A 15,735-nucleotide genomic window follows, 5' to 3' on the forward strand; every position below is an offset into this window, starting at 1 on the left:
TCAAGTAAGAAACACTTGGGCGTTGCGGGGCTTGACGACGAGCGCCTCGCCGCCCTTGAGCTCGAGCTGGCGAAACACCTCCGCGGGCAGCTCGACTTCGATCGGCTTGTCCGACCCCTGGCGCGTCAATTCCAGATAGGCGCTGGGGCCGGACAGGTAGGCGCGGCTGAAAGTCGTCACCAGGCCGATGTCGCCGTCGCTGTAGCGCTGCACGTCGAACTCGTGCGGCCGGATGTAGGCGGTGGCCTGGGCGTGCTCGGCATCGGCGAACTCGGGCGTCGGAATGGTCAGGCCGTCGGCGTGCAGCACGCCACCGTGGGCCTGGCCCTGGAACTGGTTGACGTCGCCCAGGAAACCGTAGACGAACGGCGTGGCGGGGCGCTCCCACACTTCGGTCGGCGAACCCACCTGCTCGATGCGGCCGGCGTTCATCAGCACGACGCGATCGGCCACTTCCAGCGCCTCTTCCTGGTCGTGCGTAACGAACACGCTGGCCACGTGCAGTTCGTCGTGCAGTCGGCGCAGCCAGCGGCGCAGTTCCTTGCGCACCTTGGCGTCGAGCGCGCCGAACGGCTCGTCCAGCAGCAGCACGCGCGGCTCCACGGCCAGCGCTCGCGCCAGCGCGATACGCTGGCGCTGTCCGCCCGACAACTGCGACGGATAGCGGTCGGCCAGCCAGTCGAGCTGCACCAGGTTCAACAGCTGGTGCACTTTCTCCTTGATCTGCGCGTCGGACGGACGCGCGGCGCGCGGCTTGACGCGCAGGCCGAAGGCGACGTTCTCGAACACGGTCATGTGCCGGAACAGTGCGTAGTGCTGGAACACGAAACCGACCTGGCGCTCGCGCACGTGCACGTCGGTGGCGTCCTCGCCGGAGAAATACACGCTGCCGGAATCGGGCGTTTCCAGGCCGGCGATGATGCGCAGCAAGGTCGTCTTGCCGCAGCCCGAGGGCCCCAGCAGCGCGACCAGCTCGCCCGATTCGATGTGCAGCGAAACGTCCCTGAGGGCGTGGAAATCGCCGAAACGCTTGGAAAGATTGCGAACTTCGATACTCATGTCTGATTCATCCCTGGGCAGTCAGCCGGCCGCCTGCATGCGCAGCGGCGCGGCACCTGGAAATTCGGAAGGAAGCGGTTGCTCGTGGGCAAGCCTGGCGCCGCGCCACTGGATCACGCTCTTCAGGATCAGGGTCACCAGTGCCAGCAATGCCAGCACGGATGCAACGGCGAACGAAGCCTGGTAGGCGTATTCGTTGTAGAGGATCTCCACGTGCAGCGGGATCGTGTTGGTCAGCCCGCGCACGTGCCCGGACACCACCGATACCGCGCCGAATTCGCCCATGGCGCGCGCATTGCACAGGATGACCCCGTACAGCAACCCCCATTTTATGTTGGGCAGCGTCACGCGCCAGAACATTTGCCAACCCGTGGCGCCCAGCGTCAATGCGGCCTGCTCCTCCTCGCTGCCCTGCGCCTGCATGAGCGGGATCAGTTCGCGCGCGATGAACGGAAAAGTGACGAACAAGGTGGCCAGCACCACGCCGGGCACGGCATAGACGATCTTGAAGCCGGACTCCTGCAGCACCGGGCCCAGCCAGCCATGGGTGCCGAACAGCAGCACGTAGACCAGGCCCGCCACCACCGGCGACACCGAAAACGGCAGGTCGATGAGCGTGACCAGGAATTGCTTGCCGCGGAACTCGAACCGGGTGATGGCCCAGGCCGCCGCCACGCCCAGCACCAGGTTCAGCGGCACGGCGATGGCGGCCACCAGCAGCGTGAGCCGTATCGCCGCCAGGGCGTCGGGCTCGACCAGCGCTTCGGCATACAGCTCCCATCCTTTCTTCAGCGCTTCGGCGAACACTGCCACCAGGGGCAGCAGCAGGAACAGCGTCAGGAAACCCAGCGATACCGCCAGAATCAGGCCGCGTACCCAGGAAGGTTCGTTCAGATGTGCGGGCCGTTGGCTCATGATGCTCTTCCCAGTCCGCGGCGCGCCTGCCACCATTGCAGCGCGTTGATGGCCAGCAGCAGGACGAACGCCAGCGACAGCATGACCAGCGCGATCGACGCCGCGCCCGCGTAGTCGTATTGCTCGAGTTTGGTGATGATCAGAAGCGGTGTGATTTCCGACACCATGGGCATGTTGCCGGCGATGAACACCACCGATCCGTACTCGCCCACGCCACGCGCGAAGGCCAGCGCGAACCCGGTCAGCAGCGCCGGCAGGATGCCCGGCAGCAGCACCTTGGCGATCGTCTGCAGGCGGCTGGCGCCCAGGCTGGCCGCGGCCTCTTCCAGTTCCCGCTCGGCATCCTCGAGCACAGGCTGCACGGTGCGCACCACGAAAGGCAATCCGATGAAAATCAGCGCCACCACGATGCCGACCGGCGTATAGGCGACCTTCAGCCCGAGAGGCTCGAGCCAGCGCCCCATCCACCCATTGGAGGCATAGAGCGAGGTCAGCGCGATGCCCGCCACCGCGGTCGGCAACGCGAACGGCAGGTCCACCAGCGCATCGACGATGCGCTTGCCGGGAAATTCATAGCGAACCAGCGACCAGGCTACCATCAGCCCGAACACCAGGTTGACCAGCGCCGCGATCAGCGCCGCGCCGAAAGTCAGGCGATACGAGGCCAGCACGCGCGGCGCGGTGGCCGCGGCCCAGAACGCGTCCCAGCCGACGCTGGCGCTCTTGAACAGCAGCGTGGACAACGGGATGAGCACGATCAGGCTCATGTAGAGGATCGTGAACCCCATGCTCAGGCCGAAACCGGGCAGCACGCCGGCACGCCGGGCGCGCCGCGCCCGGCGTGCCGGGACATCCGGTGTTGCGGGAAGAGTGGTCGAAGTCGCCATGGCCCGCCGGATCAACGCTTGCCGGGCTGGTAGAGCTGGTCGAAGGTGCCGCCGTCCTCGAAATGGGTTTTCTGCGCGGCCTGCCAGCCGCCGAACACCTCGTCGATGGTGATCAGATTGACCTTGGGATAGGCCGAGGCATGCTTGGCGGCAATGGCCGGATCACGCGGGCGGTAATAGTTCTTGGCGATGATTTCCTGCGCCTGCGGCGTGTAGAGGAATTCGAGATAGGCTTGCGCAGCCTGGCGGGTGCCCTTCTTGTCGACGTTCTTGTCGACCACCGCCACCGGAGGCTCGCACAGGATGGACAGCGAGGGAGCGACGACGTCGAAACGGTCCGGTCCGAGTTCCTTCAACGCGAGCAGGGCCTCGTTTTCCCAGGCGAGCAGGACGTCGCCCTGGCCGCGCTCGGCGAAGGTGGTGGTCGCGCCGCGCGCGCCGCTGTCGAGCACGGGCACGTGCTTGAACAATTCGGCGATGAACTCACGCGCCTTCGCCTCATTGCCGCCCGGCTGTTGCAGGGCGTAGGCCCAGGCGGCCAGGTAGTTCCAGCGCGCGCCGCCGGAGGTCTTGGGATTGGGCGTGATGACGGACACGCCGGGCTTGATGAGATCGCCCCAATCCTTGATCCCCTTGGGATTGCCCTTGCGGACCAGGAATACGATGGTCGAGGTATAGGGAGAACTGTTCTGCGGCAGGCGCTTTTGCCAATCGACCGGCAGCAGCTTGCCGCGCTCATGCAGGGCGTCGATGTCGTAGGCCAGCGCCAGCGTGACGACGTCGGCCTCGAGCCCGTCGATCACGGCGCGCGCCTGGCTGCCCGAGCCGCCATGCGACTGGCGGATGGTCAGTTCGGTGCCCGTCTTTTTCTTGTATTCGGCGATGAAGGCCTTGTCCAGATCCTTGTACAGCTCGCGCGTCGGATCGTAGGAGACATTCAGCAAGGTCTGCTTGGTCTGCGCGGAAACAGGCAGCGCGACGGCCATCGAGGCCACGGCCAGCGTGACGGCGCTCAATGCGCTTCCCAGAAATTTCACCATCGTCGAACTCCAGATCGGTACGTTGCAAGGACTGAATCATCAGCCAGCACCGCACCGCTTGGGAACGACTTCTTGGAAGGTTGCTTATTCCACGCCGGTATAAACCCGCACGCCTAGATCGGTACAACGCATGAAGCGCTAGTTCAGCGTACCGGCCTTGCCGCCGGCGCTGAAGCGTCCTGCGCCGATCAGCGCGATCACCAAGCCGCCCACCAGGAACAAGCCCTGCAACTCGAGCGACCAGGCGCCGTTCTTGGTGACGGAAAAAATCTGTCCGCCATGGGCCAGCGCAATGGCGACCACCATGTTGACGGCCACCACCAGTCCGGCGGCACGCGTATAGAAGCCCACTAGCAGCAGGATGGGCGCCACGACCTCGCCGGCGTAGACGAAATAGCCGAGCCACGTGGGCAGGTCGTGGCTGGCGAGCAGGTTCTTCACGAAACCGATGCCGCCCACGACCTTCGGAATGCCGTGCATCAGCATCAGCACACCGACGGCGATGCGCAGGAGGAGTTTGCCTAGATCGTCGGCGGTCTGGAGCATTGGAGAGCCCTTCGAATCAACAGGAAAGGCTCGCATTACAGCATATGCACAAGGGCTCCGGCGCGATGCTTCGCGCCGGAGCCCCGTAGAGCGGCCGACAGGATCAGGGCTTGTTCGGCTGCGGCGTGGTGCGCAGGTAGGGACGCACGGCCGTGTAGCCCTTGGGGAATTTTTCCTTGAGCACGTCGGGATCCTGCAGCGCCGGCACGATGATCACGTCGTCGCCGTCCTTCCAGTTCACCGGCGTAGCCACGCTGTAGTTGTCGGTCAGCTGCAGCGAATCGATGACGCGCAGGATCTCGTCGAAATTGCGGCCCGTGCTGGCGGGATAGGTGATCGTCAGACGCACCTTCTTGGCCGGATCGATGACGAAGACCGAGCGAACGGTGGCCGTGGCGCTGGCGTTCGGATGGATCATGTCGTAGAGCGTGGCAACCTTGCGGTCGGCGTCGGCCAGGATGGGGAAGTCGACCACGCAGCCCTGGGTCTCGTTGATGTCGCCGATCCAGCTCTGGTGCGAATCCACCGGATCCACCGACAGCGCCAGGACCTTGACGTTGCGCTTGGCGAACTCCTGGGCCAGCTTGGAGGTATAGCCCAGCTCGGTCGTGCAGACGGGCGTGAAATCGGCCGGATGGGAGAACAGCACGCCCCAGCTATCGCCGAGGTATTCGTGGAAGCGGATGACGCCCTTGGAGGAATCCTGTTCGAAATCGGGCGCGGTGTCGCCCAAGCGCAGCGTTGCCATGTCGGTCTCCTGAGTGGAAGCTATCGATGGATTGTGATGCTCCGGCGGCCTGCCGAGAACGAATGTTTCCCTATATCATTATTCCATATAGATATTAGAGAATCTATTTTGCTTATTTCCGGACATAAGCATCGTTGCCGGCCCCTCATGCGCTGCCAGGCTGCAATAGGCGCTTCCACCCAAATTCGAGTAATGAGCAAACAGGAAAAAATTCGTTCCCCGCCCCGGGGTACGCCGCCATCATGCCGCCATGCGGCTACAACCTTTGATCATCCCCGGCTGGAACAATTCCGGCCCCGGCCACTGGCAAAGCCTGTGGGAATCCGAATTGCCACGCGCCCAGCGCGTGCAGCAGCACGACTGGAATATTCCGACTCCGCACGAGTGGGTCGCGGCGCTGTCCGCCGCCATCGATGCGGCGCCCCGCCCGCCCCTGCTGATCGCGCACAGCCTGGGCTGCATCACCATCTGCCACCTGCCCTCGCGCATCAGCGAGAAAGTGGCAGGCGCGCTGCTGGTAGCGCCGGCCGACGTCGAGCGCGACGGCGCACCGGCACCATTGCGCGCGTTCTGTCCCATCCCGATGCAAACGCTGCCGTTCCCGAGCGTCGTAGTCGCCAGCACCGACGATCCGTACTGCCGGCTGGAGCGTGCCAGCGGATTCGCCCAGGCCTGGGGAAGCCGCCTGGAAATCCTGGCGAACGCAGGCCATATCAACGCCGACTCCGGCTATGGCGCCTGGCCGGAAGGACTCAAGATGCTGGCCGCGCTGCGCCGGCGCGCGTACTGGCGCGTACCGGTAACGCCCTGCCGCACGCCGCCGCTGCCCGGTTCGGCCCGCCCGGCGGCCTGACCCCGCCGGCGCAGGCCCACGGCCGGCGCATGCGCGGCAGCGCGCTCAGAACGCTTCGGCGGGCAAGGACAGCGCGCTGGCGCCGCCTTGCAGGATCTCCAGCCGCAGCGCATGCGCGCGCGGCAGCAGATGGGCGCAATAGAATTGCGCCGTGGCCAGCTTGGCGGGGTAGAAATCGTCCACGATGCCCTTGCCGATATGGGTCCGGCATACGAGCGCCGCGCGCGCCATCTGCCAGCCGCCGTGGACCAGGCCGGCCAGCATCAGGTAGGGCACGCTGCCGGCGAAGACTTCGCGTACTTGCCGGCCCGCGTGCTGCACGATGAAATGCACGACGGCCTCGTAGTCGTCGATGGCCTGGGCCAACTGCGCGCGCAGCGCCGCCAGTTCCGCGTCCGCCTCGAGTTCGGCCAGCGTGCCGCGCATGCGGGCGACGATGGCACCCACCAGCGCGCCGCCGTCGCGCAAGGTCTTGCGGCCCACCAGGTCGTTGGCCTGGATCGCGGTCGTGCCTTCGTAGATCGGCAGGATGCGGGCATCGCGGTAATGCTGGGCGGCGCCGGTCTCCTCGATGAACCCCATGCCGCCGTGGACCTGCACCCCCAGCGAGGCGACCTCCACCGCGATCTCGGTCGAGAAGCCTTTGACGATCGGCACCATGTATTCATAGAAGGCCTGGTTGCGCGCCCGCATGTCGGCATCGGGATGGCGCCGCGCGAAATCGTGCGCGCCGGCCGCGACGTAGGCGACGGCGCGCGACGCCTCCGTCAGCGCGCGCATGGTCATCAGCATGCGGCGCACGTCCGGGTGGTGGATGATCGCGACGGGCCCGGGCGAACCCTCCACCGCGCGGCTCTGGATGCGTTCCCTGGCGAAATCCGCCGCCTGCCGGTAGGCCCGCTCGGCCAGCGCGATGCCTTGCAGGCCGACGGCGAAGCGCGCCGCGTTCATCATGATGAACATGATCTCGAGGCCGCGATTCGGCTGCCCCACCAATTGGCCGACGGCGCCCGGCCCCGCCTCGCCCTTGCCGTCGCCGTAGATCAGCACGGCGGTCGGACTGGCCTTGATCCCCAGCTTGTGTTCCAGCGATGCGCACCATACGTCGTTGCGCGCGCCCAGGGTGCCGTCCTCGTTTACCAGGAACTTGGGCACCACGAACAGCGACAGTCCCTTGATGCCCTCGGGCGCGTCCGGCAGGCGGGCGAGCACGAGGTGCACGATATTTTCCGCCATATCGTGCTCGCCGTAGGTGATGAAGATCTTCTGCCCGAACAGCCGGTAGCTGCCGTCCGGCTGCGGCTCGGCGCGCGTGCGCACCAGCGACAGATCGGATCCGGCCTGCGGCTCGGTGAGGTTCATGGTACCCGTCCAGGTACCGGCGATCATGGGAGGAATGAAGCGCTGCTGCTGCTCGGCCGAACCGGCCGTGAGCAGGACTTCGATGGCGCCGTCGGTCAGCAGCGGGCATAGCGAGAAAGCCAGGCAGGCGCTGTTCAGGCTCTCCATGCACGGCGTGGCCATGAGCTTGGGCAAGCCCTGCCCGCCGAGTTCGACGGGATGCGGCAGGCCTTGCCAACCTGCCTCAGCGAACAGCCGGAGCGCCTGGCGGAAGCCGGGCGAGGCTTGCACCCGGCCGTCCCGCCAGACCGGCGGGTGCGTATCCCCCTCGCGGTTCAAGGGGGCGACCGCCTGCTCCAGCAGGCGCGCATTCTCGGCCAGGATGGCCTCGACCACTTCGGGTCCGATCTCTTCGCCGCCCGGCAGGGCGCGCAGCGCCGGCATGCCGGCCAATTCCTCGAGCACGAAGCGCAGTTCGCGCACGGGCACCTTGTAAGCCATCACATCCTCCTGTCGCCGGGAGGCCGGCCGATCATGCGGCCGTGCGCCCGGGCAGGCGCTACAGCGCCTGGGTCAACTCCGGCACGGCCGTGAACAAGTCCGCCACCAGGCCGTAATCGGCCACGCCGAAGATCGGCGCCTCGGCGTCCTTGTTGATCGCCACGATCACCTTGGAATCCTTCATGCCCGCCAAGTGCTGGATGGCGCCCGAGATCCCCACCGCCACGTACAGTTGCGGCGCCACGATCTTGCCGGTCTGGCCGACCTGCCAGTCGTTCGGCGCATAGCCCGCGTCGACCGCCGCGCGCGAAGCGCCCATGGCCGCGCCCAGCTTGTCCGCCAGGGGTTCGAGCAGCTTGAAGTTCTCGGCGCTGCCCATGCCTCGCCCGCCCGACACCACCGCCTTGGCGGCGGTCAGTTCGGGGCGGTCGCTCTTGGCGACTTCACGGCCGACGAAAGACGACTTGCCGCTATCGGAGACCGCGGCCACGTCCTCGACCGCGGCCGAACCGCCGCTGGCCGCGGCCGCGTCGAAGGCCGTCGAACGAACGGTGATCACCTTGACCGCATCGCCCGACTGCACCGTGGCGATGGCGTTGCCCGCGTAGATGGGGCGATCGAAGGTATCAGCCGATACCACGCCGATGATGTCCGAGATCTGCGCGACGTCCAGCTTGGCAGCCACGCGCGGCGCGATGTTCTTGCCATAGGCGGTCGCGGGGAAAAGAATGTGGCTGTAGGCGGATGCCGCGGCCAGCACCTGCGCCGCCACGTTCTCGGCCAGCCCTTCTGCCAGCGCAGCGCCGTCGGCAACCAGCACCTTGGACACACCCGCGACCTGGGCGGCCGCCTGGGCCGCGCCGGACACGCCCGAGCCGGCCACCAGCACGTGCACCTCGCCGCCCAGCTTCCGGGCCGCGGACACCGTGTTCAGCGTGGCAGGGCGCAACTGCGCATTGTCATGTTCTGCTACGACCAGGATCGCCATCTTCACACCACCTTCGCTTCATTCTTGAGTTTGTCGACCAGCGCAGCCACGTCGGCCACCTTCACGCCCGCCTTGCGCGCGGGCGGCTCGCTCACTTTCAGGGTCTTGAGCCGCGGCTTGACGTCCACGCCGAGATCCTCGGGCTTGACCGTCTCCAGCGGCTTCTTCTTGGCCTTCATGATGTTGGGCAGCGTCACGTAGCGCGGCTCGTTCAGGCGCAGGTCGGTCGTGACGATGGCCGGCAGCGCCAGCGACAGCGTTTCCAGCCCGCCGTCCACTTCGCGCGTGACCGTCGCCTTGCCGTCGGCCACCTCGACCTTGCTGGCGAACGTGGCCTGCGGCCAGTCCAGCAGCGCCGCCAGCATCTGCCCGGTCTGGTTGGCGTCGTCGTCGATCGCCTGCTTGCCCAGGATCACCAGTTGCGGCTGTTCCTTCTCGACCAGCGCCTTGAGCAGCTTGGCCACCGCCAGCGGCTGCAGCTCTTCCGACGTCTCGGCCAGAATGGCGCGGTCGGCGCCGATCGCCATGGCCGTGCGCAGGGTTTCCTGGCATTGCGCCACGCCGCACGACACCACCACGACCTCCGAGGCCACGCCTTTTTCCTTCAGGCGGGTCGCTTCCTCGACCGCGATTTCATCGAACGGGTTCATCGACATCTTCACATTGGCGATGTCCACCCCCGTCTGGTCCGACTTCACGCGAACCTTGACGTTGTAGTCGACCACTCGCTTGACTGGCACCAACACCTTCATTTATGCGACCTCGTAAAGGAAACCGGCTATGCGCCCGGATGAGAGCAAGCATGCGACGACCGGCATGCGAGACAGGGAACCGGTCGATTATAGGTAATTCAGATCCCGGCCAGGGCGCGGATATGGGCCGTGACGCTGCGCCCCAGCGCGGACAGGTTGTATCCGCCCTCCAGGCAGCTCACCATGCGCGCGCCATGGCGGCCGGCCAGCTCGCCGAGCTGTTCGGTCATCCACGCGAAGTCCGCCTCGACCAGGCCCATGCGGCCCAGGTCATCCTCGCGATGGGCATCGAAACCGGCCGAGATCAGCACCAGCTGCGGCTTGAACCGCTCCAGGCGGGGCAGCCATCGGGAGGTCACCAGCTCGCGCACCGCCGCGCCTTCGGTATAGGCCGGCAGCGGTTGATTGAGCATGTTGTCGGCCCAGGGGTCGGCGCCGCTGAACGGGTAGAAAGGATGCTGGAAAAAGCCGCACATCAGCACGCGCGGATCGCCCGCCAGCGCGGCTTCTGTGCCGTTGCCGTGATGCACGTCGAAATCGATCACGGCGATGCGCTCGAGCCCATGGTGGGCCATGGCATGGCGGGCAGCGATCGCCACATTGTTCAGAAAGCAGAATCCCATTGCCCGATCCGGGCAGGCATGATGGCCGGGCGGACGCACTGCGCAAAAAGCCGCCTCGCCCTCGCCCGCCAGCACCGCATCCACCGCCGCGATCGCCGCGCCGGCGGCGCGCAGCGCCGCTTCGTAGGTGTGCGGGTTCATCACGGTGTCGGGGTCCAGCTCGGCATAGCCGGCGGCCGGCGCGCGCTCCATCAAGGATTCCAGGTATTCGACCGTGTGGACGCGCAGCAGCGCTTCCTGCGCCGCGCGCGGCGCCTCGCGCTCGAGCAGGAGGTCGGCCACTCCGGACGACAGCAGGCGGTCATTGATCGCATCCAGGCGCGCAGGGCACTCGGGATGTCCCTCGCCCATCTCGTGCAGCTTGCACGCTGGATGCGTGTAATAAAGCATTGCCATGGTCTCCATCATGCGCCCGACTTGCATCGCGGCCGAACAGCCGGCAGCATTTCGCTATCGATCTCGCCACCGGGAAATCTTACGCGTGAAATCGCCACACCGCTCTTCGGCCCCGCTGCGCACCGCGGCGCTGGCCGCCGCGCTCGGCGCGCTGGCCTCCTGGGGCTGCGCCTCGACGCCATCGCCGGCCGCCACTACGCCTGTCCAGCCTGCGCCCATCGCCCACCCCGTTGCGCCGGCCGCGCCGCCTGAAACCGACGCTTCACCGCCTGCCCCGCCAGCTCCCACCGCCCAGCCCGCGCCCGCCACAGGCCCGGCAGCCGCATCCCCCGAGCAACGGCGTGCCGCCGCCAAGCAGGACTTCGCCGCCGAGATGGCGGCGCACGGCCTGGCGTCCGCGCAAGTCTCGGCCTGGCTCGGCCAGGCGCGCTATTCGGAAACCGTGGCGCGCCTGGTGCTGCCGCCCGCCTCGCCCACCCTGCGCAGTTGGCCGCGCTACCGCGCGCGCTTCGTCGAAAGCAAACGGATCAAGGAAGGCATGGATTTCCTGCAGCGCCACGCCGCCACGCTGGCGCGCGCGGATGAGCGCTATGGCGTGCCGCCGTCCGTCATCGTCAGCGTGATCGGGGTGGAAACGTTCTATGGGCGTGTGACCGGCAACTTCCGCATCATCGATGCGCTCGCCACGCTGGCATTCGACTATCCCGCCCAGGCGCGCAGCGACCGCGGCCCCTTCTTCCGCGACCAGCTCGCGCAATTCCTGATCTGGTGCCAGGAAACGGGCACCGACCCGCTGGCCGTGAAAGGCTCCTATGCCGGCGCCATCGGCCTGCCGCAGTTCATGCCCGGCAGTCTGCGCAACTACGCGGTGGACGGCAATGGCGACGGCCACGTGGATCTGCTCGGCAGCCCCGAAGACGCCATTTTCTCGGTCGCCAATTTCCTGGTCCGGCACGGCTGGCAAGCCGGACAGCCGGTATTCCTGCCGGTGCGCCTGCCCGGCGATCCGGCCGCCCTGGTGGACGGCGGACTCAAGCCCACGCTGAACTGGCAGCAGTTGCGGGAGGCGGGCGCGCGGCCGCCCGCGGTGCCCGGCATGGCGGATACCTGGATGTCCTGGCCGCTGGCGGTAATCGACCTGTACGACGGCGCGACCGGCACGACCGAATACCGTGTGGCCGCGCCCAACTTCTTCGCGCTGACCGAATACAACCGCAGCTATTTCTACGCCACGGCAGTCACCGACCTGGCGGTCGAACTCGAAAAGAGTAGGCCCCCCCGTACGCGCTGACGCGCGCCCCCCAGGGGGCGAAACCAGCGGACCGGCGAAGCCGGATCCGCGGTTTCCTGGGTCGGCAACGTTGTCTCGGTTCGTCGTGCTAGCGTGCTTCTCATCCTATCCGCATGGAGCGACTACGCACGCGAAACGCACCGATCAGTTGAACACGCCGGTCGAGAGGTAGCGGTCGCCTCGGTCGCAGACGATGAAGACGATGGTGGCGTTGCTGACTGTCTCGGCCACGCGCAAGGCCGCCACCAGCGCCCCGGCCGACGAGATGCCGGCGAAGATGCCTTCCTCGGCGGCGAGTCGGCGCGCCATGGTCTCGGCATCGGCCTGCGAGACGTTCTCGGTGCGATCGACCAGCGAGGCGTCGAAGATCGCGGGCAGGTAGGCTTCCGGCCACTTGCGTATGCCGGGAATCTGCGAGCCTTCCTCCGGCTGCGCGCCGACCACCTGGACCGCCGGGTTCTTGCTCTTGAGATAGCGCGATACGCCGATGATGGTGCCGGTCGTGCCCATTGCGCTGACGAAGTGCGTGATCTGCTCGTCGGTGTCGCGCCAGATTTCGGGGCCGGTGGTTTCGACGTGCGCCAGCGGATTGTCGGGATTGGAAAACTGGTCGAGCACCTTGCCCTTGCCCTCGGCCTGCATCTGCAGGGCGAGGTCGCGGGCGTACTCCATGCCGCCCTGGCCGGCGGGCGTCAGGATCAGTTCGGCGCCATAGGCCGACATCGCCGCGCGCCGCTCCAGCGACAGGTTGTCGGGCATGATCAGAACCATTCGGTAGCCGCGGATGGCTGCGACCAGCGCAAGCGCGATGCCCGTGTTGCCGCTGGTGGCCTCGATCAGCGTATCGCCCGGCTTGATGTCGCCGCGGGCCTCGGCCCGCGCGATCATGGACAGGGCGGGACGGTCCTTGACCGAGCCGGCCGGGTTGCTGCCTTCCAGCTTGGCCAGGATCACGTTGCCGCGCGCATCGTTATGCGCGCCGGGGATTCGTTGAAGGCGCACCAGCGGCGTATTGCCGATGGTCTGTTCGATGGTGGGATAGCTTTTCATGCCCGCCATGATAATCCAGCCTGCCTGCCTCTACCCCCCTTTACCCTTACCCTTGGGAGGCATATTCACCATCACCGGCGGCGCCTCGCGAGCCTGCCCCCCCAGCGTCAGCCCGGCCGCGCGCAAGCCCTGCAGGCGCTTGGCGCCCAGCCCGCGCACCCGCTCGGACAAGTCGTCGAAAGAAAGAAAAGGGCCGCCGCGCGTACGCGCCTGGACGATGCCGGCGGCGGTCTTGGGACCGATGCCGCGCAGCGATTCGAGCTGCGCCTGGCTGGCGCTGTTCACATCGACGGCCTGGGCCTGGGCAATCATGCCCAGGCCCAGGCCGGCCGCCATCGCAAGCCGGCCGGCACGGCGGCGCACGCCGCGCAACCGGAATGGCTGGGGATGGGGTTCGGCCCGGGTGGGATCGAGAAACGGGTTCATGGTCGAGCTCCGTAAGCGCAATGGGTAAACGGCAAATCCGCCGCGCCTCCAGATTGCGCCGGGAGCCGCCGCCGCGCCTGCCGCCGGCATGGCGGCATCCAAGCGGGGAAACGCGTATGCCCGACCAGCCGCTTCAGCCCGCCATGCCCCGCAGTTCGCGGATGTACTCCGACACGCCGGTCTGCACATCGCGCAGCGGCGCCGTGAAACCCGCGGCGCGCAACTGCGCGGCATCGGCCTGCGTATAGCTCTGGTATCGTCCCTTCAGGTCTTCGGGAAACTCCACGTAGCGGATCAGTCCCTGCGCCGCCAGTTCGGCCAGCGATAGCGGCGCTTCGCCGCGCTCCTGACGCAAGGTATTGACCACCGCCGCGGCCACGTCATTGAACGGCTGGGCGCGGCCGGTGCCGCAATTGAACACGCCCGACACGGGGCGGTCCAGGAAATGCAGGTTCACCGCGACCACGTCCTTCACCGAAATGAAATCGCGCTGCTGCTGCCCGTCGCCATAGCCGTCCCAACCGCCGAACAGCCGCACGTGGCCTTCCTTGAGGAACTGGTTCATGTTGTGGAAGGCGACCGACGCCATGCGCCCCTTGTGCTGCTCGCGCGGGCCATAGACGTTGAAATAACGCAGCCCGATCACCGGCGCGGTCAGCGTATCGAGCCGGCTGCGCAGCACCTGGTCGAACAAGAACTTGGAATAGCCGTAGACGTTCAGCGGCTTTTCGTTCTTCAGGTCCTCGGCATAGACCGGACCCGCGCCATACACCGCGGCCGACGAGGCATACAGAAAAGGCACGCACTCGCGCTGGGCATATTCGAACAACTCCAGCGTGACGCGGTAGTTGTTGTCCATCATGTACTTGCCGTTGCGCTCGGTCGTATCCGAGCAAGCGCCCTGGTGCAGGATGGCATCGACCTTGGGCAACGATCCCTCCGCCACCCGCTTGCGGAAATCGTCCTTGTCCAGGTAGTCCGCGATCTGGCAATCCGCCAGATTCACGAACTTGTCGCCCTCCAGCAAATCGTCCACCGCAATAATGTCCCGCTCGCCGCGAGCATTCAAACCCTTGACCAGATTGCTGCCGATAAAGCCCGCAGCTCCCGTAACGATAATCATGGCTCTTCCTTCCGGTTTATCCATTGCGCACCACATGCCCCCGCTTCGCCCAGCCCAAAACCAGCACTGCATCGAAACCCCGGGTTTTATCCAGGAGGCGGTGGATCCGGCTTTGCCGGTCCACGCGCCTCGCCCCCCTGGGGGGGCGCGCGTCAGCGCGTAGGGGGGGGATCCAATTCTTCAGGTGTAATGATCGACGTTCCCAGCTTGCCCACCACAATGCCGCCCGCCAGGTTGGCCCAGCGCATGGCCGTGTGCAGGTCCAGTCCGGCTGCGCGCATCACGGCCAGCGTGGCAATGACCGTATCGCCCGCGCCCGAAACGTCGAACACCTCGCGCGCCTGCGCCTCCACATGGTCGCGGCCCTCGGCCGTATACAGCGTCATCCCCAGTTCGGAGCGCGTCACCAGCAGCGCCTCCAGGTCGAGCGCCTGCCGAAGGTGCTGCGCGCGCTCGGCCAGTTGCTCCTCGTCGCGCCAGCGGCCCACGGCCTCGCGCATCTCTGCCTGGTTCGGCGTCACAAGCGTAGCGCCGCGATAACGGCTGTAGTCGTCGCCCTTGGGATCGACCAGGATCACGCAGCCGCGCGCCTTCGCCAGCGCGATCAACTCCGGGACCTGGTCGAGCACGCCCTTGGCATAGTCCGACAGCACCACCACGTCGTGATCGGCAAGATGCACCGCCACACGCGCCGCCAGGTTCGACAGCACGCCGGCCGGCGGGCGCTGCTCGAAATCGACCCGCAGCAACTGCTGCTGGCGTCCCATCACCCGCAGCTTGAGCGTCGTCGGCAAGACCGTATCGACCACCAGGTCGGCATGCACACCGCCTTCCTCGCACAGCCGCGCGATCGCCCGGCCCGAATCGTCCTCGCCCACCAGCCCCACCAGCGTGACGTGCGCGCCCAGCACAGCCGCGTTGCGCGCCACGTTGGCCGCTCCGCCCAGCCTGTCCTCGCTGCGCGACACATGCACCACCGGCACCGGCGCCTCCGGAGAAATGCGATGCACGTCGCCGAACCAATAGCGGTCCAGCATCACATCCCCCACCACCAATACCCGCGCCGCCGCGCGCTGCGCATCCGACGGAAACGCCGTACCCGGCATCGCGCTCATCCACGCACTCCCCTGTCGCTTCGTGACATCAACCCAAGCACCCTACTCTTCAATCGGAAAAAACGAACCAGCCCAAACCCG

Annotated in this window: 16 protein-coding genes; 2 read left to right on the forward strand and 14 right to left on the reverse strand. The window is 66.7% G+C overall.

Features of this window, described 5'->3' with window-relative positions; genetic code table 11:
* From PIGHUM_RS05290 to PIGHUM_RS05315, 6 genes are all read right to left on the reverse strand, one after another.
* On the reverse strand, positions 1-1,059 hold the full coding sequence (locus PIGHUM_RS05290) for a sulfate/molybdate ABC transporter ATP-binding protein (protein ID WP_124078350.1): 1,059 nt from the start codon (positions 1,057-1,059) through the stop codon (positions 1-3).
* Between the two features lie 21 nt (positions 1,060-1,080).
* The gene (cysW, locus tag PIGHUM_RS05295) at positions 1,081-1,974 is read right to left on the reverse strand and encodes a sulfate ABC transporter permease subunit CysW (protein ID WP_124078351.1); all 894 of its coding nucleotides are present in this window, start codon (positions 1,972-1,974) and stop codon (positions 1,081-1,083) included.
* A complete protein-coding gene (cysT, locus tag PIGHUM_RS05300) occupies positions 1,971-2,861 on the reverse strand; it encodes a sulfate ABC transporter permease subunit CysT (protein ID WP_124078352.1) in 891 nt (296 codons plus the stop codon). Before cysT ends, cysW begins: the two co-directional genes overlap by 4 nt.
* An 11-nt stretch (positions 2,862-2,872) precedes the next feature.
* Complete coding sequence (locus PIGHUM_RS05305) at positions 2,873-3,847, reverse strand: sulfate ABC transporter substrate-binding protein (protein WP_246012935.1); 975 nt, start codon at positions 3,845-3,847, stop codon at positions 2,873-2,875.
* Positions 3,848-4,039: 192 nt separating this feature from the next.
* Positions 4,040-4,447, reverse strand: coding sequence for a DoxX family protein (locus PIGHUM_RS05310; RefSeq protein ID WP_124078354.1), 408 nt, complete (start codon positions 4,445-4,447; stop codon positions 4,040-4,042).
* Between the two features lie 103 nt (positions 4,448-4,550).
* Entirely contained in the window at positions 4,551-5,195 is a 645-nt protein-coding gene (locus tag PIGHUM_RS05315; protein WP_124078355.1) for a peroxiredoxin, read from the reverse strand.
* Positions 5,196-5,445: 250 nt separating this feature from the next.
* Between PIGHUM_RS05315 and PIGHUM_RS05320 the strand changes: the two genes are divergently transcribed.
* Positions 5,446-6,048, forward strand: coding sequence for an RBBP9/YdeN family alpha/beta hydrolase (locus PIGHUM_RS05320; protein ID WP_124078356.1), 603 nt, complete (start codon positions 5,446-5,448; stop codon positions 6,046-6,048).
* 45 nt (positions 6,049-6,093) lie between these two features.
* On the opposite strand, the gene PIGHUM_RS05325 is transcribed toward PIGHUM_RS05320, so the two are convergent.
* The 4 genes from PIGHUM_RS05325 to PIGHUM_RS05340 form a co-directional block, all read right to left on the reverse strand.
* The gene (locus tag PIGHUM_RS05325) at positions 6,094-7,890 is read right to left on the reverse strand and encodes an acyl-CoA dehydrogenase (protein ID WP_124078357.1); all 1,797 of its coding nucleotides are present in this window, start codon (positions 7,888-7,890) and stop codon (positions 6,094-6,096) included.
* Positions 7,891-7,948: 58 nt separating this feature from the next.
* Positions 7,949-8,878, reverse strand: coding sequence for an electron transfer flavoprotein subunit alpha/FixB family protein (locus PIGHUM_RS05330; protein WP_124078358.1), 930 nt, complete (start codon positions 8,876-8,878; stop codon positions 7,949-7,951).
* A 2-nt stretch (positions 8,879-8,880) separates the two neighbouring features.
* The gene (locus PIGHUM_RS05335; protein WP_124078359.1) at positions 8,881-9,630 is read right to left on the reverse strand and encodes an electron transfer flavoprotein subunit beta/FixA family protein; all 750 of its coding nucleotides are present in this window, start codon (positions 9,628-9,630) and stop codon (positions 8,881-8,883) included.
* 98 nt (positions 9,631-9,728) lie between these two features.
* On the reverse strand, positions 9,729-10,649 hold the full coding sequence (locus PIGHUM_RS05340) for a histone deacetylase family protein (protein WP_124078360.1): 921 nt from the start codon (positions 10,647-10,649) through the stop codon (positions 9,729-9,731).
* A gap of 130 nt (positions 10,650-10,779) precedes the next feature.
* On the opposite strand from PIGHUM_RS05340, the gene mltB reads away from it, so the two are divergent.
* Positions 10,780-11,940: a lytic murein transglycosylase B gene (gene mltB / locus PIGHUM_RS05345; RefSeq protein ID WP_425466676.1), complete on the forward strand. Its 1,161-nt coding sequence runs from the start codon at positions 10,780-10,782 to the stop codon at positions 11,938-11,940.
* Positions 11,941-12,084: 144 nt separating this feature from the next.
* Here the strand turns inward: mltB and cysM are convergent, their stop codons facing one another.
* From cysM to rfaE1, 4 genes are all read right to left on the reverse strand, one after another.
* Positions 12,085-12,990, reverse strand: a complete 906-nt coding sequence (gene cysM / locus PIGHUM_RS05350) for a cysteine synthase CysM (RefSeq protein WP_124078420.1) — start codon at positions 12,988-12,990, stop codon at positions 12,085-12,087.
* A 30-nt stretch (positions 12,991-13,020) separates the two neighbouring features.
* Positions 13,021-13,416, reverse strand: a complete 396-nt coding sequence (locus PIGHUM_RS05355) for a ComEA family DNA-binding protein (protein ID WP_246012925.1) — start codon at positions 13,414-13,416, stop codon at positions 13,021-13,023.
* A gap of 133 nt (positions 13,417-13,549) precedes the next feature.
* Positions 13,550-14,539 carry an ADP-glyceromanno-heptose 6-epimerase gene (gene rfaD / locus PIGHUM_RS05360; RefSeq protein ID WP_124078363.1) on the reverse strand — a complete coding sequence of 330 codons (990 nt, stop codon included), beginning with the start codon at positions 14,537-14,539 and terminating at the stop codon, positions 13,550-13,552.
* 152 nt (positions 14,540-14,691) lie between these two features.
* Positions 14,692-15,654, reverse strand: a complete 963-nt coding sequence (gene rfaE1 / locus PIGHUM_RS05365; protein ID WP_281279054.1) for a D-glycero-beta-D-manno-heptose-7-phosphate kinase — start codon at positions 15,652-15,654, stop codon at positions 14,692-14,694.
* Between the last annotated feature and the right edge of the window lie 81 nt (positions 15,655-15,735).

The organism is Pigmentiphaga humi (assembly GCF_900606115.1).
GTDB classification, from domain to species: Bacteria; Pseudomonadota; Gammaproteobacteria; order Burkholderiales; family Burkholderiaceae_B; genus Pigmentiphaga; species Pigmentiphaga humi.

Excerpts from the sequence above, each read along its gene's own strand:
- rfaD (WP_124078363.1), bottom strand. The coding sequence starts at position 14,539 with ATGATTATCGTTACGGGAGCTGCGGGCTTTATCGGCAGCAATCTGGTC.
- cysW (WP_124078351.1), bottom strand. The coding sequence starts at position 1,974 with ATGAGCCAACGGCCCGCACATCTGAACGAACCTTCCTGGGTACGCGGC.
- PIGHUM_RS05330 (WP_124078358.1), bottom strand. The coding sequence starts at position 8,878 with ATGGCGATCCTGGTCGTAGCAGAACATGACAATGCGCAGTTGCGCCCT.
- PIGHUM_RS05335 (WP_124078359.1), bottom strand. The coding sequence starts at position 9,630 with ATGAAGGTGTTGGTGCCAGTCAAGCGAGTGGTCGACTACAACGTCAAG.
- PIGHUM_RS05310 (WP_124078354.1), bottom strand. The coding sequence starts at position 4,447 with ATGCTCCAGACCGCCGACGATCTAGGCAAACTCCTCCTGCGCATCGCC.
- PIGHUM_RS05340 (WP_124078360.1), bottom strand. The coding sequence starts at position 10,649 with ATGGCAATGCTTTATTACACGCATCCAGCGTGCAAGCTGCACGAGATG.
- PIGHUM_RS05315 (WP_124078355.1), bottom strand. The coding sequence starts at position 5,195 with ATGGCAACGCTGCGCTTGGGCGACACCGCGCCCGATTTCGAACAGGAT.
- cysM (WP_124078420.1), bottom strand. The coding sequence starts at position 12,990 with ATGAAAAGCTATCCCACCATCGAACAGACCATCGGCAATACGCCGCTG.
- cysT (WP_124078352.1), bottom strand. The coding sequence starts at position 2,861 with ATGGCGACTTCGACCACTCTTCCCGCAACACCGGATGTCCCGGCACGC.
- PIGHUM_RS05305 (WP_246012935.1), bottom strand. The coding sequence starts at position 3,847 with ATGGCCGTCGCGCTGCCTGTTTCCGCGCAGACCAAGCAGACCTTGCTG.
- PIGHUM_RS05355 (WP_246012925.1), bottom strand. The coding sequence starts at position 13,416 with ATGAACCCGTTTCTCGATCCCACCCGGGCCGAACCCCATCCCCAGCCA.
- PIGHUM_RS05320 (WP_124078356.1), top strand. The coding sequence starts at position 5,446 with ATGCGGCTACAACCTTTGATCATCCCCGGCTGGAACAATTCCGGCCCC.
- PIGHUM_RS05325 (WP_124078357.1), bottom strand. The coding sequence starts at position 7,890 with ATGGCTTACAAGGTGCCCGTGCGCGAACTGCGCTTCGTGCTCGAGGAA.
- rfaE1 (WP_281279054.1), bottom strand. The coding sequence starts at position 15,654 with ATGAGCGCGATGCCGGGTACGGCGTTTCCGTCGGATGCGCAGCGCGCG.
- PIGHUM_RS05290 (WP_124078350.1), bottom strand. The coding sequence starts at position 1,059 with ATGAGTATCGAAGTTCGCAATCTTTCCAAGCGTTTCGGCGATTTCCAC.